The 21754-nt window shown below is 70.2% G+C and carries 24 protein-coding genes; 11 read left to right on the top strand and 13 right to left on the bottom strand.

All coding sequences use genetic code 11. The features are described 5' to 3' along the window. Positions 1-14: 14 nt before the first annotated feature. Both OG587_RS36365 and OG587_RS36360 read right to left on the bottom strand, forming a co-directional pair. A complete protein-coding gene (locus tag OG587_RS36365; RefSeq protein WP_329083329.1) occupies positions 15-785 on the bottom strand; it encodes a cytochrome d ubiquinol oxidase subunit II in 771 nt (256 codons plus the stop codon). Between the two features lie 18 nt (positions 786-803). Beyond that, a complete protein-coding gene (locus tag OG587_RS36360) occupies positions 804-1988 on the bottom strand; it encodes a cytochrome ubiquinol oxidase subunit I (RefSeq protein WP_329083328.1) in 1185 nt (394 codons plus the stop codon). Between the two features lie 166 nt (positions 1989-2154). Here OG587_RS36360 and OG587_RS36355 point away from each other — a divergent pair, with 166 nt between their 5' ends. Next, the gene (locus tag OG587_RS36355; RefSeq protein ID WP_329083327.1) at positions 2155-2484 is read left to right on the top strand and encodes a PadR family transcriptional regulator; all 330 of its coding nucleotides are present in this window, start codon (positions 2155-2157) and stop codon (positions 2482-2484) included. A 71-nt stretch (positions 2485-2555) separates the two neighbouring features. Here OG587_RS36355 and OG587_RS36350 read toward each other — a convergent pair whose 3' ends face one another. After that, a complete protein-coding gene (locus OG587_RS36350; RefSeq protein WP_329083326.1) occupies positions 2556-3245 on the bottom strand; it encodes a permease prefix domain 1-containing protein in 690 nt (229 codons plus the stop codon). A gap of 166 nt (positions 3246-3411) precedes the next feature. On the opposite strand from OG587_RS36350, the gene OG587_RS36345 reads away from it, so the two are divergent. Beyond that, complete coding sequence (locus OG587_RS36345) at positions 3412-4248, top strand: alpha/beta fold hydrolase (RefSeq protein ID WP_329083325.1); 837 nt, start codon at positions 3412-3414, stop codon at positions 4246-4248. A gap of 104 nt (positions 4249-4352) precedes the next feature. Here the strand turns inward: OG587_RS36345 and OG587_RS36340 are convergent, their stop codons facing one another. Next, the gene (locus OG587_RS36340; protein ID WP_329083324.1) at positions 4353-5414 is read right to left on the bottom strand and encodes a pentapeptide repeat-containing protein; all 1062 of its coding nucleotides are present in this window, start codon (positions 5412-5414) and stop codon (positions 4353-4355) included. Between the two features lie 161 nt (positions 5415-5575). Between OG587_RS36340 and OG587_RS36335 the strand changes: the two genes are divergently transcribed. From OG587_RS36335 to OG587_RS36325, 3 genes are all read left to right on the top strand, one after another. Further along, the gene (locus tag OG587_RS36335) at positions 5576-5866 is read left to right on the top strand and encodes a hypothetical protein (protein ID WP_329083323.1); all 291 of its coding nucleotides are present in this window, start codon (positions 5576-5578) and stop codon (positions 5864-5866) included. Between the two features lie 285 nt (positions 5867-6151). Next, positions 6152-6937, top strand: coding sequence for a HAMP domain-containing sensor histidine kinase (locus tag OG587_RS36330; protein ID WP_329094110.1), 786 nt, complete (start codon positions 6152-6154; stop codon positions 6935-6937). Between the two features lie 471 nt (positions 6938-7408). Continuing rightward, complete coding sequence (locus OG587_RS36325; RefSeq protein WP_329083322.1) at positions 7409-7669, top strand: hypothetical protein; 261 nt, start codon at positions 7409-7411, stop codon at positions 7667-7669. A 313-nt stretch (positions 7670-7982) separates the two neighbouring features. Here the strand turns inward: OG587_RS36325 and OG587_RS36320 are convergent, their stop codons facing one another. Further along, positions 7983-8780: an MBL fold metallo-hydrolase gene (locus OG587_RS36320; RefSeq protein WP_329083321.1), complete on the bottom strand. Its 798-nt coding sequence runs from the start codon at positions 8778-8780 to the stop codon at positions 7983-7985. A 47-nt stretch (positions 8781-8827) separates the two neighbouring features. Between OG587_RS36320 and OG587_RS36315 the strand changes: the two genes are divergently transcribed. Then, on the top strand, positions 8828-9262 hold the full coding sequence (locus tag OG587_RS36315) for a MerR family transcriptional regulator (protein WP_329083320.1): 435 nt from the start codon (positions 8828-8830) through the stop codon (positions 9260-9262). 290 nt (positions 9263-9552) lie between these two features. Next, the gene (gene trxA, locus OG587_RS36310; RefSeq protein WP_329083319.1) at positions 9553-9924 is read left to right on the top strand and encodes a thioredoxin; all 372 of its coding nucleotides are present in this window, start codon (positions 9553-9555) and stop codon (positions 9922-9924) included. A gap of 86 nt (positions 9925-10010) precedes the next feature. On the opposite strand, the gene OG587_RS36305 is transcribed toward trxA, so the two are convergent. Both OG587_RS36305 and OG587_RS36300 read right to left on the bottom strand, forming a co-directional pair. After that, positions 10011-11342, bottom strand: coding sequence for a class II 3-deoxy-7-phosphoheptulonate synthase (locus OG587_RS36305; RefSeq protein WP_329083318.1), 1332 nt, complete (start codon positions 11340-11342; stop codon positions 10011-10013). Positions 11343-11407: 65 nt separating this feature from the next. Continuing rightward, positions 11408-12625, bottom strand: coding sequence for an FAD-dependent oxidoreductase (locus tag OG587_RS36300; protein ID WP_329083317.1), 1218 nt, complete (start codon positions 12623-12625; stop codon positions 11408-11410). Between the two features lie 121 nt (positions 12626-12746). Between OG587_RS36300 and sigK the strand changes: the two genes are divergently transcribed. Continuing rightward, positions 12747-13310 carry an ECF RNA polymerase sigma factor SigK gene (sigK, locus tag OG587_RS36295; RefSeq protein ID WP_329094108.1) on the top strand — a complete coding sequence of 188 codons (564 nt, stop codon included), beginning with the start codon at positions 12747-12749 and terminating at the stop codon, positions 13308-13310. Continuing rightward, positions 13307-14092 (top strand): anti-sigma factor, encoded by a 786-nt coding sequence (locus OG587_RS36290; protein ID WP_329083316.1) that lies wholly within the window; start codon positions 13307-13309, stop codon positions 14090-14092. The genes sigK and OG587_RS36290 overlap by 4 nt, the downstream gene beginning before the upstream one ends. Positions 14093-14155: 63 nt before the next feature. Here OG587_RS36290 and OG587_RS36285 read toward each other — a convergent pair whose 3' ends face one another. Next, a complete protein-coding gene (locus OG587_RS36285; RefSeq protein ID WP_329083315.1) occupies positions 14156-14926 on the bottom strand; it encodes an SDR family NAD(P)-dependent oxidoreductase in 771 nt (256 codons plus the stop codon). Between the two features lie 131 nt (positions 14927-15057). Between OG587_RS36285 and OG587_RS36280 the strand changes: the two genes are divergently transcribed. Continuing rightward, a complete protein-coding gene (locus OG587_RS36280; protein WP_329083314.1) occupies positions 15058-15666 on the top strand; it encodes a TetR/AcrR family transcriptional regulator in 609 nt (202 codons plus the stop codon). Between the two features lie 156 nt (positions 15667-15822). Next, a complete protein-coding gene (locus OG587_RS36275; RefSeq protein ID WP_329083313.1) occupies positions 15823-16230 on the top strand; it encodes a YkvA family protein in 408 nt (135 codons plus the stop codon). 48 nt (positions 16231-16278) lie between these two features. Here OG587_RS36275 and OG587_RS36270 read toward each other — a convergent pair whose 3' ends face one another. From OG587_RS36270 to OG587_RS36250, 5 genes are all read right to left on the bottom strand, one after another. Continuing rightward, positions 16279-17277 (bottom strand): phosphotransferase family protein, encoded by a 999-nt coding sequence (locus OG587_RS36270; RefSeq protein WP_329083312.1) that lies wholly within the window; start codon positions 17275-17277, stop codon positions 16279-16281. A gap of 81 nt (positions 17278-17358) precedes the next feature. Continuing rightward, the gene (locus OG587_RS36265) at positions 17359-18366 is read right to left on the bottom strand and encodes a LacI family DNA-binding transcriptional regulator (protein WP_329083311.1); all 1008 of its coding nucleotides are present in this window, start codon (positions 18364-18366) and stop codon (positions 17359-17361) included. A 34-nt stretch (positions 18367-18400) separates the two neighbouring features. Further along, a complete protein-coding gene (locus tag OG587_RS36260) occupies positions 18401-19825 on the bottom strand; it encodes a GH1 family beta-glucosidase (RefSeq protein ID WP_329083310.1) in 1425 nt (474 codons plus the stop codon). Next, a complete protein-coding gene (locus OG587_RS36255; RefSeq protein WP_329083309.1) occupies positions 19822-20628 on the bottom strand; it encodes a carbohydrate ABC transporter permease in 807 nt (268 codons plus the stop codon). Before OG587_RS36255 ends, OG587_RS36260 begins: the two co-directional genes overlap by 4 nt. A 92-nt stretch (positions 20629-20720) precedes the next feature. Beyond that, positions 20721-21698: a carbohydrate ABC transporter permease gene (locus tag OG587_RS36250; RefSeq protein WP_329083308.1), complete on the bottom strand. Its 978-nt coding sequence runs from the start codon at positions 21696-21698 to the stop codon at positions 20721-20723. Between the last annotated feature and the right edge of the window lie 56 nt (positions 21699-21754).

The raw sequence follows: 21754 nt of genomic DNA, 5'->3' as shown, positions 1-21754 counted from the left end.
CAACCCTAGGGAGCTCAGAAGAACGACGGAACCCGATCGGAGGCGGCGCGCCCGGGGCCGAACGTCCGCCACACCCATACTTGCCCACCCACCATGACCGGCGCGAAGGGCAGAATCATGACACTCAACACATTTAGCGTCCCGGCGGGCGCCGTACGGTCGAGCAGCCAGGGGGCGAGTACGGCGAGCAGCACCGCGACGGGCGCCGCGGCGGCGCACGCGGAGAGCAGGAGCGCCCGCCCGGTGCGGCGCGCGCCGGTCACCCGGCCTGGCAGCCGCCACGAGGCGAACGTCCAGCCGTGGAAGGCGAGCAGCGCGGCCACCACCAGCCCGCCCGCCAGTCCCGGCAGGCTGATCGCGGATCCCGTCAGGCCGCCGGCCACCGCGACCAGGGCCATGCCCCAGCTCAGCGCCAGGCCGTACGAGCCGACGACGATCGCCCAGTCCCAGGTCGCCCGCCACGCGCCCCCGTCGGCGCGGCGGCGGAACCAGAGCCCGGCGTCGCGCACGATCCACGACACCAGCAGGGAGACCACCAGCGGATAGAGGCCGAACAGCACATCTCCCTCGATCGAGGGGAACACGCCGAACAGCACGCCCGCCACGGCCACCAGCCACACCTCGTTGGCCAGGACGAACGGCGCCATGGCGGCGACGATCCCGTCCCGGTCCCGCTGTGTCCTGCCGAGTACGGGGAGCAGCATGCCCAGGCCGATGTCGAAGCCCTCCAGGGCGAAGTAGCCGATCAGCAGGAGTGCGAACACGCCTAGCCAGAGGATGTCCACGGTCTCTCCCTAGAAGCTCTAGTGGCTGAGCGCGTGCGCGCGCTCGGTGGGGTCGGCCGGCGCGTCCGCGCCGAGGGTGACGGCGGCGGGACCGCGCCGCACAGTGCGGGCGATCAGCACGTAGTCGATCACCGCGAGCAGGGCGAGCACGCCGCCGAAGGCGATGAGCGAGACGGTGACCATTCCGGAGGTGAGCCCGGGGGACATGGCGTCGGCGACGGTCAGCTTTCCGTTGATCAACCAGGGTTGCCGGCCGGACTCCCTGGCCAGCCAGCCGAGAATCGCCGCCACGAACGGCAGTGGGGTGATCGCCATCAGCACGGGGTGTAGCCGGCGCCAGCGCGGCAGCCAGTACACGGTCGGCGCCAGCATGAGCACGATGAGGAGGTTGAGCAGCTCGCCAATCATGATCATGAAGCCGAGTGACAGCGTGGCCAGGCCCCCGCCGTCGAACTTGCCCGGCTGGACCGTCTCGACCACGAAGAACTGGGCGTGGCCGAAGCCGACCGTGATCAGCGAGCCGACCAGCGAGGTGATCACTCCCGTGCGGAGCGAGCTCGTGAAGAACTCCCGCTCGGCGGTGCGCCGGAACAGCTGGTACGCGCTGGCCCCCATCACCACGAAACCGCCGGTCCACAGGCCCGCGCCGAGTACGTGCGGCAGTGCCATGATCAGCGTCGGGTTGGTGAGCAGCGCGCCGAAGTCGGTCAGGACCAGGTGGCCGTCCCGCTCCACGGCTCCGGCCGGGTTCTGCAGGAACGAGTTGGCCACCATGATCCAGAAGGCGGAGACGTAGGCGGTCAGCGTCACCACCCAGATGCACGCCACGTGGAGCCACTTGGGCAGCCGGTGCCAGCCGAAGATCCACAGGCCCAGGAAGGTGGACTCCAGGAAGAACGCGCCGAGCGTCTCGATCGCGAGCGGCGCGCCGAAGATGTCCCCGGCGTAGTGCGAGAGGCCGCTCCAGTTCATACCGAACTGGAACTCCATCACCAGCCCGGTGAGGATGCCGAGCGCGTAGTTGATCACGTAGATCTGGCCCCAGAAGCGGGTCACCCGTTCGTGGACCGGCTTGCCGGTGACGGCGTAGCGGGTGTGCATGATCGCGATCAGGGGGGCCAGGCCCAGGGTCAGCACGACGAACAGGAAGTGGAGGCTCCCTGTCACGGCGAACTGTGTCCGGGCCAGGTCGAGCACGTCCACGGTCTCACCTCCGTTGTTATGTCTGTCTACCTATAGACACTCTACATGTAGAACGTCTACATGTAGCATGCCTATACGAGAGGTAGGCTGACGACGTGAGCGAGCGAAGCGAACGAACCGCCGGACGCGGTGATGTAGGACCCGCTCGGCGGGTGGAGGTGACCGGGTGAACACCGACGCGCTCCGCGGTCACATGGACGCCCTGCTGCTCTCCGTGCTGGAGCACGAGCCGCTGCACGGCTACGCGATCATCGAGGCGCTCCAGGCGCGCAGCGGCGGCGCGCTGAACGTGCCGACGGGCACGGTCTACCCGGCGCTGCGACGGCTGGAGCAGGCGGGATACCTGGCCAGCGAGTGGGCCACGGTGGGCGGGCGCAAGCGGCGCACCTATCGGCTGACCTCCTCGGGACGCACGGCCCTCGCCGGCGAGCGTTCCGCCTGGCGGGAGTTCGCCGGAGTCATCGGCAGCGTCCTGGAGCCGCGCACCACCCGCTGACGCCTCGCGGGGCCTCTTCGGCCTTTAAATTCCCCGGCGCCACGCGCGATGACCGGCGCGCGGGGCGGGGCTCAGGCGGTCGCGGGGGCGGGCTCGCGCCGGGTGACCCTCAGGCAGTGGAAGGCCCCGTACAACTGCAGGAGCCAGATCGCGTAGCTCACCAGCGACGCGCCCACCCCCGGCGGATAGCCGCTGAAGTCGGCCGAACCCCGCGAGCCGTACATCAGCGCCCCGCACGATACGAGCATGACCGGCAGCATGGCCCAGACGAACAGGGCCAGGGACCGGGTGACGAGCCGGGGCCGCCTGATCCTGCGCAGGCCTCTGCGCAGCGCGAACAGCGTGAGCCCGCCGATCACCCCGATGAACATCTGGAGCATGTCCACACCGCGGGCGACCGGGACGAACCAGTCCGGCATGCTCTCGTACGCCGTCGGGGCGGAGGGAAAGATCTTCCAGATCACGCTCCACATGATCGCGGTGAGCGGCACGCTGACGAACAGCAGGGCGGCCAGCCTCCGTCCCGCCGCGTTGGACAGCTCCTCCTGATAGCCGGGCGCGATCTCGCGGATCGACCCGAACTCCTCGACGGCGGCCCGCTCGGCCTCCTCGCGCCTCAGACCGCCGCCCTCCAGCGCCTCGGCGGTGTCGAGCAGGCTGTCGCGCGCCTCGGTGATCATGTCGAGCTTCGGTCGCCGAGGACCCCTGAGAGTGCGGCTGAGCCCGGTCACGTAATCCTCGATGACCCCGGTGCCTGCCATGTGCTCTCCAGTCGCCCGATTTCCATCCAGGGTATGCGTTTCCCATCCTGGCCTCCCGTCCGGGACCGGCGCATCGGGGACGACCCTGAGAACACCCCGAGCCGACCTACGCCCACCTGCGAATACGCTCGAACCCAGCGACACCGGCGGGAGGGAAGGTTTTGTCGTGAGGATCAGGGACCTTGAGGTGCGGGAGGGCACCCTGGCCAACGGCCTGCCCTACTACGCCTTCGGCGACGGCGCGCCGCTCGTCGTGCTGCGCTGGTTCACCCCCGCCCACACCAACCCGACCGGGGTGGCGCGCGGCGTGGAACTGCGGGTGCTGGCCCCGCTGGCCCGCCACTTCCGGGTGTACGCCGTCGGCCGCGCTCCCGGCATGGTCCTCGGAACCACCATGGCCGACATCGCCGCCCGGCACGCAGAGGCCCTCCGCGCGGAGTTCGACGGACCCGTCGACGTGATGGGCCTGTCGTCGGGGGGTTCGGTGGCGCTGCAGATGGCGGCCGACCACCCGGACGTGGTCCGCGCGCTGGTCGTGGCCGGTGCGGCGCACAGACTCACGCCGCGCGTCAGGCGGCTCCAGCGCCGCTACACCGAGGCGGTCGCCGCCGGGCGGCGCGGCCTGCAGCACCAGGCGGTCACGGCCGCCGCCTCGCCCGCCGGGCGGGCCCTGGCCGGGGCGCTGCTGTGGCTGCTGGATCCGCTGGCGCGCCCCGACGACCCTCGCGACATGCTCGCCTTCGCCCGCGCGGAGGACGGGTTCGACCTGACCGGCCGCCTCGCCGACCTCGTCGCCCCCACCCTGATCATCGGTGGCGAGAAGGACTTGGACTACCCGATCGAGCTCTTCAGGGAGACCGCCGAGGGCGCCCGCGACGGCCGCCTGATCACCTATCCCGGCCTCGGCCATCTGGGAGCCTTCCGCAGCAGGCGGTTCGCCGGAGACGTCGCGACCTTCCTGGCGGGAACCGGCCCGGGGGAGACCACCCGCCCGATCTCCTAGCCCCGGCTCTCCGCGCCGTACCCCGGCTCTTCGTACCGTTCCTCGGCCCGGCTACGGGTCCGCCGGCCGGACCACCGCGGGCCGCGCGGTTTTGCGAAAGGGGCTCACCCGTGGTCGGGGGCGCGCCACAGGGACCACCAGCGCAACCCCAGACGCGCCCCGCGCGGGACGACGGCGAGTGCGCAGCCGCTCATCCGCAACCCCTCGGGATGGCGGATGCCGGTGAAGAGGCAGGTGCTGAGGTCCAGGTCGGCGAGTTCCAGCTCCTCGGCGTCCACCTCGTGCAGCGAGGTCACCCGGGCGCCGTCCCGGCCCCGTACCGTGGCGGGGCCGTGCAGGGTCGCCCCCTCCAGGTCGGCCTCGGCGTCGTCGAGCCGGACGGTGAGCCGCCCGCCCACCTCCAGGCGCCGCAGGTCCACCGAGCACCCGCCCGTCGTCACGTCGAGGCCCTTGCCCGCCCACGCCCCGGCGAGGGTCAGGTGGCGGCCGACCGAGATCGGGGCGAGGTAGCCGCCCGAGGAGAAACGCGCCCCGTCGAACCCGGCCAGCCCGCCGAAACTCGTCTTGCGGAAGGACACCGTACGGCGGAACCTGCACCCCCTCAGGGTCGCGTCGCCCGCGAAGCCGGTGCCGTCGAAGGTGACGAAGCCATGGAAGTCGGCGTTCTCGAACGACGCGGTCCGGTTGAAGAGGGCCCCTCCGAACAGGGCGTCACCGTCGATGGAGACCCGGTCGAAGGCCGCGTGCCCGGTGATGGCGACACCGTGCAGGGACAGCCCCCGGTCGAACCTGGCCTCCCTGAAAGAGGCGTTGCGCGCGAAACGGGCGTTGAAGAACGAGGCGAGGCGCCGGAAGTGCGCGTGGTCGAACGAGACGTCCCCGCCGAACGCGATGTCGCCGAAGCGCACGCTCTCGGGAAAGGTCGCCCAGTCGAACCGGGCCCGGCCCAGGCGCCCTCGGGTGGCGGTGAGGATCCGCTCCAGCAGATCCCTGCCGACGACGGTGGCCCGCAGGTCGACGGCGGAGCCGGGGGAAAGGCCGTGGACGACCTCGTCGAGCTCGGCGGTGTCCAGATGGGCCAGGCAGCGCCCGTACGGCTGCCGCGCGGATCCGGCGCACTCCGGGGAGGCGGCGCAGGTGACCCAACCCACGTCCAGAGTTCTCATGTTCCAGTGATACCCGCAGACGGCGGGACAAGCGACTTCTAAGTCAAGGAAAGCCATATCTGGCCGGGCTGGATAGCCATTAAGTGCCAAGATTCGCGATTTCACCCTCTATCCAGTTACATGTGAGCGTTCGGCAGTGCGAGGGGCCTTAGCTCCGGTTCATGCGTGCTTTGTCCCGGGCGTTCGCCGCCCTCGTGGCCGCCGGCCTCGCCACCACCGGCGTCGCCGCCCTCGCCTCAGCCCCGGCCCTGGCGGCACCGGGCACCGTCGTCATCAGCCAGGTCCACGGCGGTGCCGCCATCACCGAGCTGACGCCCGCCCTACGGGGTTCGAGGCGGCTGCGGGGCCGGTGCCATGCGCCGGAGAAGTTCTATGGCATCCTTCCTCTTCGCGTCAGGGGCACCGTCGCCGAGGAACTCTCGCAGCTCATGATCCACTTGGCGTTTTCTTGACGGCAGAACGAACGTTCTCCAGCTTGGTGGAACGGCTGGTAAACGAGGGTTCTCCAGCCGGGGGTTACATAACGGTGAGGTCAACAGGGCTCTGGGCTACGTATATTCGGCACGAAGCCGACCGTACAGGCCTCTTGCCCCCTCACATCGTCACCGTATCCCCAACCGTCACCGGCCCCCGCCACGGCACAACGGGGGTAAGGAAATGACCACGTCCGCCGACGCGGCCGTCACGACAGACCACCACACGGCACTCGCGGGAGCCGATCCCGCCGGGCGACAGCGATTCGCCGGCAGATGTCCGCCATCACCGCCGGCGACCTGAGCCTGCGCCTGCCCACCCCCGCGGGCAGGGACGAGATCGCCCGGCTGGCCCGTACCGTCAACCAGACCCTGACCATGCTGGAGGAGGCGATGAGCAAGCAGCGCCGGTTCACCTCCACCACCTCCCACGAACTCAGGACCCCGCTCGCCGGGCTGCGTGTCCAGTTGGAGGAGGCGCTGACCTACCCCGGCGACGTCGATCCGCAGGAGAGCATCCGGGCCGCGCCGGCGGCCACCGACCGGCTGAAGACGATCGTCAATGACCTGCTGCTGATGGCCCGCCTCCATTCCGGGCAACCGGCGCTCTCCGAGCCGATTGATCTGGGCGCACTGGTGACCGAGGAGACGGCGCCGCGGACTCCTGGCGTGCCGGTACGGATCCGGGTGCTCCCCGGGGTGTGGGTCCACGGCTCACGGATCCAGCTGATCCGTGTCCTGGACAACCTGCTGGCCAACGCGCGCCGTCACGCGCACAGCCTCGTCGAGATGGTCGTGGAACCGGTGTCCGGCCAGGCCGTCGTGTCGGTGAGCGACGACGGCGCCGGCATCGCGGATGCCGACCGCGAGCGCGTCTTCGAACGCTTCACCCGCCTGGCCGACGCCCGTCGCCGCGACCCCGGCGGCAGCGGGCTCGGCCTGGCCATCTCCCGCGACATCGCGCACGCTCACCACGGATCCCTGCGGGTCGAGGACTCTCCCCAGGGCGCCCGCTTCGTTTTGCGCCTGCCTCTGACGGAGTCCCACTGACGCGAGCTTGAACTCGCGGCATGTTCCCACGCCCCCTGGAGGGATCGATGAGCGGCGCGAACCGGGTGTAGCTGACGTGGGAGCTGCGCAGGGTCGCTGGCCGCCCGGTGAAAATGGCGAAAAGTGCCCGCGCCCGTGGGGCGACGGCGAACGTGTGCCGGGCCGGCCGCGCGAAACCGGTGCGGACCGGCGGGAGCGAGAGTCGTGTATGTGCGGCGACTTCGACATGTCGACGATCCGACTTCTGACATGAATGCTCATCGGTCCAGGGCGCCTGAACGCGCCCGTTCGCCCATGCGCTGGATTTCTGCCACCGGCTTGGCGGCGAATCTACTCAAAGATGACATTGGCCGGGTTTTTGTGGCGCTTTCCCAACCATTAGGGAAACCCGGCCGTGCTCTCACGGATTTTGTGGCCACCGCGACATTCGCCCGCGCGTCAGTGATCGTCCCAGTGCCCCTCGTGTGAAGCGTGGCGATGACCGTCGTGAACGTAGTCGATGTGGCCGTTGTGCGGGATCGCCACGTGGCCGCAACCCTCACCATGCTGGTGATCATGCCTGGCGTGCTCGACATGGGTGGCCGAGTCGCACTCGTCGGTGTGGCCATCGTGGAGTCGGTGCAGGTGCCCTTCGTGAACGTAGTCGATGTGGCCGCCGTGCGGGATCGCCGCGTGGCCGCAGCCCTCACCATGCCGGTGGTCGTGTCCGGCATGTGGGTGGTGCTCGGTTGAAACAGACATGATTCCCCCTGCTGAATTGTTGTGCCAATACTGAACAATACCCAAGGGGATTTGGGTTTCAAAGCCGGAGAGTGCGCGGCGATTCGATCTGGACAACCATTGTCGATCGCTGTTCTGTTTTTGTATTGTTGGTTCGCGGCAGGGGGAAACATTGCATTTTTGGGAAGCGGGGATCGGGTCTGCCCGACCGGGCTGAGCACGAGCCGACCGGGCGACGCCACCCGACGATCACCATGTCCAGACGGGGGAACGGACGGTGCCAAGGACGCGCCCTGTTCGAGAGCGGTTCGGGCCGTGTCCAGGGTCAGCGGTAACGGTCCAGCTCCCACGGGTCGTGGGCGCTGAAGACCGAGACCTCGTCGCCGTGGTCGCGGACGAGCTCGCGCAGCCGGGCCTGGGTGCCGAGTCGCAGGTCGCGGTGGACTTCCGATCTGGTCTGCACGATGTCGAGCATGGGGTGCGGGTGCGGATCGGTCTCCAGTTCCCGGTGATAGTAGTAGGCGTCACCGCAGTGCAGGAGCCAGCGATCGCCTTCATGTACGGCGACTCCGGTGTGGCCGGCGGTATGACCGCCGAGCGGGACGAGCCGGATCTCCGGCGGCAGGCCCTTCGGCTGGACGGAGGTGAACCCGAACCACTCCTCGCCCGGTTCGGGGGTGTAGGGAACCCACTTCGGGTTGTGTGCCCAGTGGGCGGGGCGGTAGCGGGGATTGGGCGCCTCGACGATCGCCGCTTCGAGCTCGGCGGCGAGGACATGGACCTGGGCGTCCGGGAAGTCGGGCAGGCCACCGCTGTGGTCGACGTCGAGGTGGGTCACGATGATGTGGCGTACGTCGTCGGGTGAATATCCCAGCAGGGCGATCTGGCGTACGGCGGTCTCCTCCTCGGCCAGTACGGGCTGAACCATCTCGACCCAGTCGGTGTCGAGGGTGCCGCCCGGGTTGCGGACATTGTCGAGGCCGAGGCCGGTCTCGATGAGGACCAGTCCGTCGGAGTCGGTCTCGACCAGCAGGCAGTGGCTGACGGCGTGTGCGGGAAGCGGGCCGTCGTAGGTCGCCTCGATCTGCCGTACGGACCCGCAGTTGAGGTGGTGGATGTTCATGGTTGATAGCATGCGACTTGAAGCGTGCTTCAAGTCAAGGAGGTGTGGTGGTGGAGACGTTGCTGGACATCGCCGAGGTGGCCGAGCGTTCCGGGCTGGCGCCTTCGGCGCTGCGGTTCTACGAGAACAGGAGCCTCATCGCCTCGGCCGGCCGCAACGGCCTGCGCCGTACCTACCGGCCCGACGTCCTTGAGCGCCTCGCCCTCATCGCCTGCGCCCGCGGTGCCGGGTTCACGATCGCCGAGATCGCCAGGCTTCTGCGGGCCACGCCCGACGACACCGAGTTGCGCACGCGGATGGCTGACAAGGCACGGGAACTGGAGGAGGACATCGCCCGGCTCACCCGGATGCGCAACGGTCTCCGCCACGCCTCGACGTGTACGCACGAACCGCTCGTGGCGTGCCCCGACTTCAAGCGCAGCTTCGAAAGGCCGCGGATTTCGCGGCTGCACCCGCGCGTACCTGACGGGGGGAGCAGGTGAGAAACGCAGGGCCGGTCGTCGGCGGCCGCTGAAAGGACATGCCCGATGCGACCCGTGGCGCTGGTGCGCGGTGTCAACGTCAATCCGCGGAGGGCTGACCGCCACACCGTGCCCGCCAAGGTGCCCGGCGACCGGACCTGGAGCGGAGCCGGCGTACGACCCCATGGGCCCCAGCCGTCCCACCTCGTTCAGGCGGATTCCCGTGCCCGGCGGGATGGCGGGATGGAATGCGCGGGGAGGGGAAGTGGTTATGCCAGCCATACAGACGTGAACGACAGGAGGAGCCACCGGTGGCCACCATCGAGGTAACCGAGAAGAACTTCAACGACATCGCCGACGAGGGGATCGTCCTGCTGGACTTCTGGGCGGCCTGGTGCGGACCGTGCCGCACCTTCGGACCGATTTTCGAGAAGTCGTCGGCGAAGCACACCGACATCAAGTTCGGCAAGATCGACACCGAGGCCGAGCAGGCGCTCGCACAGGGATTCGAGATCACCTCGATTCCGACGATCATGGCCATCCGTGACGGCATCGTCGTCTTCGCCCAGCCGGGCGCGCTGCCCGAGCCCGCCCTTGAGGACCTCATCGGTCAGGTCCGCGCCCTCGACATGGAGGCGATCCGCGCCGAGCTCGCCAACGAGCTGGGCGCCCAGAAGGGCTGATGCCCGGATCGCGAAAGCCCCGCGCCGCCGGAGACAGGTGAACCGATGGCGCGGGGCTTTCGCATGACCGGAGACCGGCCCGGGTATCAGACCGAGCGGTAGAGCTCGGCCACCCGGAAGGCCAGGTCGAGCGACTGGCCGCGGTTGAGGCGCGGGTCGCAGGCCGTCTCGTAGCGCCTGGCCAGGTCGTCCTCGACGATCTCGGCGCCGCCGCCCACGCACTCGGTGACGTCGTCGCCGGTGAACTCGATGTGGACGCCGCCCGGGTGGGTGCCGAGCGCGCGGTGCACCTCGAAGAAGCCCGCCACCTCGTTCAGGACGTCGTCCAGACGGCGGGTCTTGTGGCCGCTGGGCGCCTCGAAGGTGTTGCCGTGCATGGGGTCGCAGATCCACGCCACCTGGGCGCCGCTCGCGGTCACCTTCTCCACCAGCTCGGGGAGGTGCTCGCGGATCTTCGACGCGCCCATCCGGGTGATGAAGGTCAGACGTCCGGCCTCGTTGTCCGGGTTGAGCTTCTCGATCAGCGCGAGGGCGTCCTCGGCGCTGGTCGTCGGGCCGAGCTTGACGCCGATCGGGTTGCGGATGCTGGCGAAGAACTCCACGTGGGCACCGTCGAGCTGGCGGGTGCGCTCGCCGATCCAGACCATGTGCGCCGAGACGTCGTACGGGCGGCCGGTCCGCGAGTCGATCCGGGTGAGTGCCCGGTCGTAGTCGAGGATCAGCGCCTCGTGCGAGGAGTAGAACTCGACGGTGTGGAACTCCTCGGGCTCCGCCCCGCAGGCGCGCATGAAGGCCAGCGCCTGGTCGATCTCGCGAGCGAGCTGCTCGTAGCGCTTGCCGGCCGGGGACTCGATCACGAAGTCCTGATTCCAGGCGTGCACCTGGCGCAGGTCGGCGTAGCCGCCCTTGGTGAAGGCACGGACCAGGTTGAGCGTCACCGCCGAGGAGTGGTAGGCCCGCAGCAGCCGCCACGGGTCGGGGACGCGGGACTCGGGGGTGAAGTCGAAGCCGTTGACCATGTCGCCCCGGTAGGCGGGCAGCTCGACGCCGTCACGGATCTCGGAGTTCTTCGAGCGCGGCTTGGCGAACTGCCCGGCCATCCGGCCGATCTTCACCACGGGGACCTTCGCCGCGTAGGTCAGCACGATGGCCATCTGGAGCAGCGTCTTGAGCTTGTTGCGCACATCGTCGGCGGTGGCGCCGCCGAAGGTCTCGGCGCAGTCTCCGCCCTGGAGGACGAAGGCCTCGCCCCGCGTCACCGCCGCGAGGTCGGCCTTGAGGTTGTCGCACTCGCCCGCGAAGACGAGGGGCGGAAGGCCTTTCAGCTCGGTGACGACCTTGTCCAGCTCGCCGCGGTCAGGCCACTCGGGCTGCTGCGCCGCAGGCAGCTGCCGCCAGGAATCGAGGTTGATGCTCACGACATACCAGGTTATTGCAACCGGCTGTTCGAACAGACCCGATTGTCCACGTAGTGAGAAGGACTTTATACCTGATGAGATTCTACCGGGCTGGAGATGTGTTCCGGAAGGACACCCTGGCCAACGAAACGCCTGGCCAGGAAGCCGATCAGCGGAAGGCGGGAGATGTCGCGCGGCAGCCGCACCGGCCGGGAGCGCTCGGTTAGCGCCGGCCGGATCACCCGGTTCTGGACAGCACGTTGGGCGAACTGGGTGATCACGGTGGGCGGGGTGCGCCGCCGCTGGACCCTCGCGAGCAGTGATTCGGGGATCTCGGCCCCGGCGGCGAGCGGCCCGGCCAGCAGGTTCGCGGCGGCGACCGCGTCCTGCACGGCCAGGTTGATGCCGACGCCGAAGACCGGCGACATGGCGTGCGCTGCGTCGCCGATCACCAGCAGGCCGGGACGGTGCCAGCGGCGCAGCCGGTTGAGCGCGACCGACAGCACGCTGACCTCTTTGAAGTCCCGCAGCAGCCCGGCCCGGTCCTTCAGGAAGGGCAGGAGCCTGGCGACCGGCTCGCGGAGCGCCTCGATCCCCCAGGAGCGCAGGGCCTCGAAGCCGCCCTTGGGGATCAGGTAGGCGAGCTGCCAGTAGGTCTCGCGGTTGATCGCCACCATCATGTGGCCGTTGGACACCCGCAGGAACGTCGTGCCGGGATCGGCGGGCTCGCGCGGCAGCCGGAACCAGACCACGTCCATGGGGGCGCTGTGCTCCACGGGGACGAGCTCTGCGGCCTGGCGTACGTCGGAGTGGCGGCCGTCGGCGGCCACGGTGAGCGTCGCGCGCAGCTCGTGCTCGCCCGAGGGGTCCCGGTAGCGCACCCCGCGCACCGCGTCGCCCTCGCGGATCACCCCGTGCACCTCGGCCTCCATGATGAGGCGGAAGTTCGGGTACCGCCTGGCGGCGTTGGTCAGCAGGTCGAGGAACTCCCACTGCGGAACAAAGGCAATGTACTGATATTTGCCTTTAAGCCCCCTCAGGTTGGCGACCGGCACCGTGGCGTCGTCGGTGTGGATCTCCATCCCGTACGCCTTGCGGTGCGGGAGCCGGTGGAACTCCTCGGCCAGGCCCAGCTCGTCGAGGATCTGGAGGGTCGAAGGATGGATGGTGTCGCCCCTGAAGTCCCTCAGGAAGTCGTTGTGCTTCTCCAGGAGCGTCACCTCGACGCCGGCCCTGGCCAGCAGCAGTGCGAGCATCACCCCCGCCGGGCCGCCCCCGGCGATCACGCATGTGTTTCGTCTCATAATTCATCACCTAATGAAATTCTGACACAGGATCCGGCGGAAGAAAATAGGTTCGCTGGCAATCCACCCCCAATCCAGTGTCGAATGGCGGAGTGTGAGGACAGAACGCGACCCCGCGGGAATGCCGGATCCCGACGGTCCCCCCGGCCTGGAGGACCTGCTGGCCCAGGTCGCCCTCGGGCAGGAGCGGGCCTTCGAGCGGCTCTACGATCTGCTGGCCGGGCCGGTCTTCGGCCTCGCGCGGCGGGTCGTGCGTGACCGCGCGCAGGCCGAGGAGGTGGCGCAGGAGGTCCTGGTCGAGGTCTGGCGTACCGCCTCCCGGTACGACCGGACCCGTGGCAGCGCCCTGGCGTGGGTGATGACGATGGCCCACCGCCGCTCCGTCGACCGGGTGCGTTCCGCCCAGGCCTCCACCGACAGGGAGGAACGGGTCTCCAGGATGTCCGGGGAGGTCCCCTACGACCAGGTCTCCGAGACGGTGACCACCCGGCTGGAGGGGGAGCGGGTGCGCCGCTGCCTCGGCGGCCTGACGGACCTGCAGAAACAGGCCGTCACCCTGGCCTACTACGGCGGCTACAGCTACCCGGAGGTGGCCGGGCTGCTCAGGGTGCCGCTGGGTACGATCAAAACGAGGATGCGCGACGGCCTGGTGCGGCTCCGCGACTGCATGGGGGTGGAAAAGTGAACGACGACCTCCACACCCTCTCCGGCGCGTACGCGCTGCACGCGCTGCCCGAACGGGACGTGGCGCTCTTCGAGGCGCACATGTCCCGGTGCGAGGCCTGCGCCGTCGAGGTGCGCGGCCTGTCCGAGACCGCGGCCCGGCTTGCCCTGGGCGCGGCCGAACCTCCCTCCGCGGCGATGAAGGCCCGGGTCATGACGCGGATCGCCGAGGTGCGGCAGGAGCCGCCGATCCTGGAGCGCCGGACCGCGCCGCCTGCGCCGCCCGAGTGGTCCGAGTGGTCTGAGTGGTCCGCGCGGGACAACGTGGTGCCACTGCGCTCGGGCTCCCGGTGGCGCGGGCGGATCCTGACCGGCCTGGCCGCGGTGGCGACCGCGGCGGCGGTGGTCCTCGGCGTCGCCGCGGTCGACGCCGCCAGGGAGCGCGACGAGCTGCGGCAGATCGTCGCCGTGATCGCGGCCCCCGACGCGCGGACCGTGAGGCAGCGCGTCTCCTCCGGGGGCACCGGCGTCGTCGTGATGGCGCCCTCCCAGGGCAGGATGCTCTTCACCGCCGGCGGCCTGCCGCCGCTGCCCGGCTCCCGGGTCTACGAGCTGTGGCTGATGGGCGGCGACGGCGTCCGCTCGGCGGGACTGCTGGAGCGGACCGCCGACGGCGGTGTCGTCCCGGTCCTGGCCACCCCGCTGCGCGGTGACGAGCGGGTCGGCCTGACCGTCGAGCCCGCCGGGGGCTCCGACCGGCCCACCACGACCCCCATCATGATCGCTGACCTTCCCGCGACCTGACCGGCCTTCCTGCGACCTGACCGACCTGGCCGGCACGGTCGGCCGCGGCTCCGGGCGGCGCCCCTACGCGGCGATGACGGCCACGCCGACGCGGCCGCCGTCGACGTCGATCACCGTGCCGTGCACGAAGGCCGCCTCGTCACTGGCGAGGTACACGGCGGCGTGCGCGATGGCGTCGGGGGCGCCGATGCCCCCGGCGGGGGTGCCCCTCATCATGACCTCGGCCGGATGCACCCCGGTCTGGTCCGGCGCCGGCGCGTAGATCACTCCGGGTGAGATCGCGTTGACGCGTACGCCGGAGGGGCCGAACTCCGCCGCCCACGCCCTGGTCAGGGTCTCCATCGCGCCCTTGGTCGAGCTGTAGAGGGTGCCGACGGGGATGCCCAGGCGGGCGACCCAGGAGCCGAGGTTGATGATCGCTCCGCTGCCGCGCCCGGCCATCGCCGGGGCGATCGCGGCGGTGAGGAAGTAGGGCGCCTTCACGTTCACGGCGTAGACCTCGTCGAAGGTCGCCTCGTCGGTGTCGGCGGTCGTCCGGCCGGGGAAGATGCCGGCGTTGTTGACCAGGATGTCGATGCGGCCGCCCAGCACGCGGTCCGCCTCGGCGGCCAGGTCGTGGGAGGCCCGGAGCGAGCCGTCCAGGTGCGCGGCGACGAAGTCGCCCCGGCCTCCCGCCGCGCGGATCCGCGCGACGACCTCCCCGCCGCGTTCCGCGTCGCGGCCGGTGACGACCACGTGCGCCCCCTCGGCGGCGAACGCGGTGGCGACGGCGCGCCCGATGTTGCTCGTGGCGCCGGTGACGAGCGCCGTCTTGCCGTCAAGTCTTCTACCCACGGGGGTGCTCCTGTTCTCTCTCACGGTGGACCGCCGGGTCGCGGTGGTCCACCGGCGACCCATTTTGGACTACTCGGTCCATACCGTATCAGCTGATTGGACCGCCCGGTCCAGGAGGTTATGCTGTGGACATGTCGACCACGGCGAAGTTCACCGTCAAGGGGGCGCTCACGCGCGCCCGCATCGTCGAGGCCGCCGCCGACCTGGTCCTGGCCCGCGGGGTCGGCGGCACGACCCTGGACGACATCCGTGCCGGGACGGCGACCAGCAAGAGCCAGCTGTTCCACTACTTCCCGGACGGGAAGCGCGAGCTGGTCGCGGCGATCGCGTCGTTCCAGGCCGAGCGGGTGCTCCAGGCGCAGAGGCCGTTCCTGGACACGCTCGACACCTGGGAGGCGTGGGAGGGCTGGCGCGACGCCGTCATCGCGCACTACGGCTCGCAGCCACACTGGGGCTGCCCGATCGGGGCGATGGCGAGCGAGCTCATCGGCAGCGATCCCGAGCGCGCGGCCGAGGTGGCCGCGCACATGGACCGCTGGTGCGGATACCTGCGGGCGGGGCTCACGCGCATGCGCGCCACCGGCCTGCTGCGCGCCGACGCCGACCCCGAGACACTGACCCTGGCGATCTTCGCGGCGCTTCAGGGAGGGTTGCTGCTGACCCAGACGACACGGTCGATCAAGCCGCTGCGCGCCGCGCTGGACGCGGCCCTGACGGCGCTGCGGGCCGCGGCGGCCTGACCCTCTCCGTCGCGGGCCCTGACGGCCCGGGTCCCTCCCGCCCAGGACCGCCCCCCGGGGACGCGTACCCTGGCCTCCGGCCGTGGCCGTGCCCCTTTCGGTATCCGGGGCCGTTCGCCGGGCGACGAGAACCGACGAGAACGAGGAGGGCCGAAGGTGGCCGAGGTCTGGAAGGTGACGGCGGGGATCGCGGGCGGCCTGCTGCTGCTCTGGCTGGTTCTGGCCGCCTTCCTGGTGATGGCGCGTCCCAGGGGCGGCGCGCTGGGCGAGACGCTGCGCCTGCTGCCCGATCTGCTCCGCCTGGTCGCCAGGCTCGCGCGCGACGACGGCCTGCCGCGCGGGGTGCGGGTCAGGCTGTGGCTGCTGCTGGGCTACCTCGCGCTGCCCATCGACCTGATCCCCGACTTCGTCCCGGTGCTCGGCTACGCCGACGACGCGATCGTCGTCGCCCTCGTCCTGAGGTCGGTCGTCAGGCGTGCCGGTCCCGACGCGCTGGCCGGGCACTGGCCCGGCACGCCGGAGGGGCTGGCCGTCGTCCGGCGCCTCGTCGGGGGGCCTCGATAGCCGGGAGCCGCGTTTCCCGGTGTCGGCACGTTGACGGATCGGCCCGGGTCACGGCCTCGCCGAGAGCACGTCGAGGGCGCCAAGGGCTCTGAGCAGGGAGGCGGCGGCGCGGTCGCGGAGGGGGGCGTACTCCTTCTCCGGATACTGGCGGGGGCCGTTCTCGACCAGGAGGATCAGGGCGAGGTAGAGGCGGTAGAGGGCCATCCGGGTGCGGGCGGGGCCGGTGAACTCCACGACGCCGCCCGCGTCACGGTATCCGGCGACGATCGGGTCGGACTCCTCCAGCTCGCCGAAGATCGTCGGGGTGACGAAGTCGGCCAGCGGGTCGCCCCAGAAGGCCCGCTCGTGGTCGATGATCGCCTGGATGCGCGGCGTCTCGTCGCGGGTCAGGAAGACGTTGCCCGGCCACACGTCGAAGTGGACCAGGCAGGGGGTCACGACCTCGTCCAGCGCGCCCGCGCCCGCCTCGATCGCCGCCGCGATCTCGGACACCGGCCTCGGCAGCGGCGTGGCGTAGCGGCCCGCGTCGGCCAGGATCGCGCCGGTCATCGTCAGGAACGCCTCCCGCCAGGTGCCGCCGGTCAGTCCCGCGTACGGGTAGCCGTAGACGTCGCCGGTGATCGCGTTCAGCCGGGCCAGGTGACCGCCGAGCTCCTCGCGCAGGGCACGCCGGTCCGCCTCCGCCGGGTTCGCCTGGTTCCACGGCACCCCGTCGAGAGCGGACAGGACCAGGTAGTCGCCGCCCAGCACCGGATCGTCGAACCCGGCGCGCACCAGCTCGGGAACCGGCACCCCCGCGGGGCCCGCCAGATCGTAGACCATGGCCTCGGTACGCAGCAGGTCGCGCTCGTAGCGCAGCTGCTCCAGCTCGGGCGGAGGCGACAGCTTCAGGACCACCTCGCGCCCGTCCAGCAGGGCCAGCCGCCACACGGCGTTGGCGAAGCCGTCGGTCAGCTCGGTGGCGGAGGAGAGTCCGACGCCCAGGGCCCGCCGCGCCAGCGCGTCGAGTTCGGCGGGCGCGAGCGGGCGTTTCGTCCTGCTGTCCATTTCCTACCTTGTCCTGCCTCGGTGCTGCCTGGGGGGAACGGCGGGGCGTGCCGGGCAAGGATAAGCCAGGTAATAAAAGGGTCAGGCGGAGGCGCGCTCGATCAGGTGGGTGTCCAGTATCACCACCGGCTGCTCCAGGTGCTCGCCGTTGATGCGGGCGACGAGCAGGTGGGCCATCTGCCGGCCCATCGACTCGGTGGGCTGGTGCACGGTGGTCAGCGCGGGGGAGGAGTGCGCCCCGGCGGGGGAGTCGTCGAAGCCGATCACCGCGACGTCGCCGGGGATCGACTTGCCCTCCTCGCGCAGCACCCGCATCGCGCCCAGCGCCATCGGGTCGGAGGCGGTGAAGACGGCGTCCAGATCGCGGTTCTCAGCGAGGAGCTTGCGCATCGCCGCCATGCCGCTCTCCTCGCTGAAGTCGCCGTACGCCACGATCTCGCCCACGCCGGTCGCGAGCAGCGCGTCGCGGTAGCCCGCGAGCCGGTCGACGCCCACCCCCATGTCCTGGGGGCCCGCGATGGTGGCGATCCGGCGGCGGCCCCTGCCCAGCAGGTATTTGACCGCCTGCCTGGCCCCGGCCCGGTTGTCGACGTCGACGTAGCTGTAGGGGGTGAGGCCGACCGGCCGGCCGCCGATGACGGTCGGCACGCCCATCGTCTCCAGCCGTCCCGGCAGCGGGTCGGCGCCGTGCAGGGAGATCAGCAGCACCCCGTCGACGTGCTGCCCGGTCAGGTAGTGCTCCAGCCGCTCGTGCTCCTGCTCCGACTGCGCCATCGCGAGGATCAGCTGCAGGCCGGTCTCGGACAGGGCCGAGCCGATGCCGCGGATGGTCCCGGCGAAGTACGGCTCGTCGAAGACCCTCAGCTCCGACTCCGAGACGACCAGCGCCACGGTGTCGGTGCGCCGGGTGACCAGCGCGCGGGCCGCCCGGTTGGGCACATAGCCCAGCTCCTGGATCGCCCGCAGCACGGCGTCGCGAGCCTTCTCGCTCACCTTCGGCGAGCCGTTGATGACCCGCGACACCGTGCCCCGGCCGACGCCGGCCAGGGCCGCGACCGCCTCAAGCGTCGGACGACGGTCGCCGTTCATGTGTGTACGCCCCCAGTGGTGAATTTCCCGGCCCCTATTCTGCCGGACCGCTCAGGCCTCCACGCCTGATGGTCCCGGCATACCAGAGAGCGCTCTCTTTGGGAACTCTGACCTGGGTCTCGTAGTCGACGTGGACCAGCCCGAACCGCTTGCCGTACCCCCACGCCCACTCGAAGTTGTCCATCAGGGACCAGGCGAAGTAACCCTCCAACGGGATCCCTGCCTCGATCGCGGCGTGGCAGGTGCGCAGGTGGGCGTCGAGGTAGTCCACCCGGTCGCGGTCGTGGACGACGCCGTCGGGGCCCACGACGTCGTCGAAGGCCGCGCCGTTCTCGGAGATGACCAGCGGGACGCGCGGGTACTCGGCGGCCAGCCGGTGCAGGACCTCCAGCAGTCCCGAGTGGTCGATCTCCCAGCCCATCGCCGTCACGGGCCGCCCGCCCCCGACGAACGACACGTGCTCGCTGCCGACCCAGGGCGACCCGGTGTCGGTGGGCGCCGCCGCGGCCGACGCGGCACCGCCCGGGGTGCCCGAGACGGTGAAGCGGCTGTAGTAGTTGATCAGCAGCTTGTCCAGCGGCGCCGAGATGAGCTCCATGTCCCCGTCGTGGACGAGCCCCGCGGGCCGGCCGAGGTCCTCCAGGACGTCGTCCGGGTACTCGCCCTTGAGCAGGGCGTCCAGGAAGAAGCGGTTCTGCAGCCCGTCGATGCGGCGGGCGGCGTCCTGGTCGGCCTCGGAGGAGGTCTGGGGCGAGATCGCGTACAGGTTGACGCAGCCGCCGATGACGGTCTCCGGCCGCTGGGCCCGGATCGCCTGCGCGGCCAGGCCGTGCGCGAGCAGGAGGTGGTGGGCGGCGTGCACGGCCTTGTCGGGCTCGCGCCGCCCGGGGGCGTGCTCACCCGAGGCGTACCCGAGGAACGCCGAGCACCAGGGCTCGTTGACCGTGCTCCAGTTGGCGACCCGGTCGCCCAGCGCGTCGTGCACGGCCGCCGCGTAGTCGGCGAAGCGCTTCGACGTGTCCCGTGACGGCCAGCCGCCCGCGTCTTCCAGGGGCTGGGGCAGGTCCCAGTGGTAGAGCGTCACCCACGGGTCGATGTCCCGGGAGAGGAGCTCGTCGACCAGGCGGCTGTAGAAGTCGATGCCCCCGGGGTTGACGGCGCCGCGCCCCTCGGGCTGGATCCGGGGCCAGGAGATGGAGAACCGGTACGCGCCGAGGCCGAGTTCGGCCATCATCCGCACGTCGTCCCGGTAGCGGTTGTAGTGGTCGATGGCGATGTCGGCGTGCTCGCCGTTCACCACCCGTCCCGGCTGCTTGACGAAGGCGTCCCAGATGGAGTGGCCTCGGCCGTCCTCCGAGACCGCGCCCTCGATCTGGTAGGCGGAGGTGGCCGCGCCCCAGACGAAGTTCGTCGGGAACACCAGATCCGGGGTCTGAATCCGCGTCTCTTGCGTGGTCACGCCTTGACCGCACCTTCCATGAGTCCGCCGACGATCTGGCGGCCGAACGCGACGAAAACGATGAACAGCGGCAGGACCGATGCCGCGGTGCCGGTGAACAGCATCACGTAGTCGGTTCCGTGCGCCTGGTTGAGCGCGGCGATCGACGTCTGAACCACCGGGTTGTCCGGGTTCAGCACGATCAACGGCCACATGAACTCGTTCCAGGTCTGCATGAAGACCAGGAGGGCGAGCACCGCCATCCCCGGCCGGAGCGCCGGGAGGATGACGCTCGTGTAGATGCGCATGGTGGAGGCGCCGTCGACGCGGGCCGCCTCGACCAGCTCGTCCGGCACCGCCTGGGTGGCGTACTGGGTCATCATGAAGACCCCGAAGCCGTTGACCAGGAAGGGCAGGATCACCGCCTTCAGCTGGCCGGTCCAGCCGAGGGTGACCATGAGCTCGTACAGCGGTACGACGCCCATCTGCTGGAGCGGGACCATCATCGTCAGCAGGATCAGGCCCAGCAGGATCTTGCTGCCCCGGAAGCGCAGCTTGGAGAAGGCGAAGCCGGCCAGGGTGGAGATCAGCACGACCGAGACGGTCACGGTGACCGAGACGATGGCCGAGTTCACCAGGCCGGTCACGAAGTAGGCATCCTCGGTGGACAGCAGCCGCGCGATGTTCTCACCGAGGTGGCCGCCCGGGAGCAGCGGCGGGGGTACGTCGATGGCCTCCTCGTTGGTCCGGGTGGCCATGATGAACATGTAGTAGATGGGGAACGCCGACAGCACGAGGGCGAGGGCCAGGACGACCTTCGTCATCGGGCCGGCGTCCCAGATGCGGTTCCGCGCGGCCGACGGGCCGGAAGGCCGTCTGGAGTGCTGCGCGGGAGGCCGCCGGAGCTGGGTGACCGTCACTTGGAACCCCCGATACGGCGGGTGAAGGAGTAGTTGATGAGCGTCCCGACGAGGATCAGCGCGAACAGCAGCCACGCCGCGGCCGCGGCGTAGCCGAAGTCGAAGTCGCGGAACGCCTCCTTGACGATGAACATCGCCACGGTCTGGTACTGGCCGGTCGCGCCGCCGCTCATCGTCGGGTTGCCGTCGAACATGACCGGCTCGGTGAACAGCGTCAGGCCGCCGATGGTGGAGATGAACACCGTGAAGATGATCGTCGGGCGGAGCATCGGGATGGTGATCTGCCAGAACTGCCGCCTGGGCGAGGCACCGTCGATGGCGGCGGCCTCGTAGAGGTCCTTGGGGATGGTCTGCATCGCGGCGAGCAGGATGATCGCGTTGTAGCCGGTCCAGCGCCAGTCGATCATCGTGGAGATCGCGATCCACGAGGACCACTTCTCGTTCTGCCAGTTGATCGCGTCGACCCCGAAGAAGCTCAGGAACCAGTTGATCATGCCGTAGTCGCGCCCGTACAGCTGGGTGAAGACCACCGCGACGGCGACGACGGAGGTGATCAGCGGCAGCAGCACGCCGAGGCGGAAGAAGAGCCGTCCCCGGATGCGCTTGTTGAGCGCGTTGGCCAGCAGGAGGGCGAGGACGAGCTGCGGGATCGTCGACATGACGAACATGCCGAGGGTGTTGACCACCGCGTTCCAGAAGGCCTCATCGGTGATCAGCTCGATGTAGTTGTCGAGGCCGACGAGGGTCTTGTCCCCGGCGAGCTCCCACTCGTGCAGCGAGACCCAGAGGGTGTAGCCGAGCGGGAAGACACCGAAGATCGCGAAAAGCAGGAAGTACGGGGAGATGAGGAAGTAGGGGGTCGCCCGGAGGTCGAACCGGGCCCACCCACTGCCCCGCTCCGGTCCGCGGCGCCCCGCCGGCCGGCGGGGGCCGGGCCGAGGTGGGGCGGCCGGGGAGTCGACGTGCAGTGTCATCGGTCTGAGCCTTTCAGCGGGGGCAGGCGACCGGCCCGGCCGCGGGATCGCCGCAG

It is taken from the genome of Streptosporangium sp. NBC_01469 (assembly GCF_036227305.1).
In the GTDB taxonomy this organism is placed as follows: domain Bacteria; phylum Actinomycetota; class Actinomycetes; order Streptosporangiales; family Streptosporangiaceae; genus Streptosporangium.
Note: the sequence above shows the minus strand (reverse complement) of the source record. Positions and strands in the feature narration are given on the sequence as shown.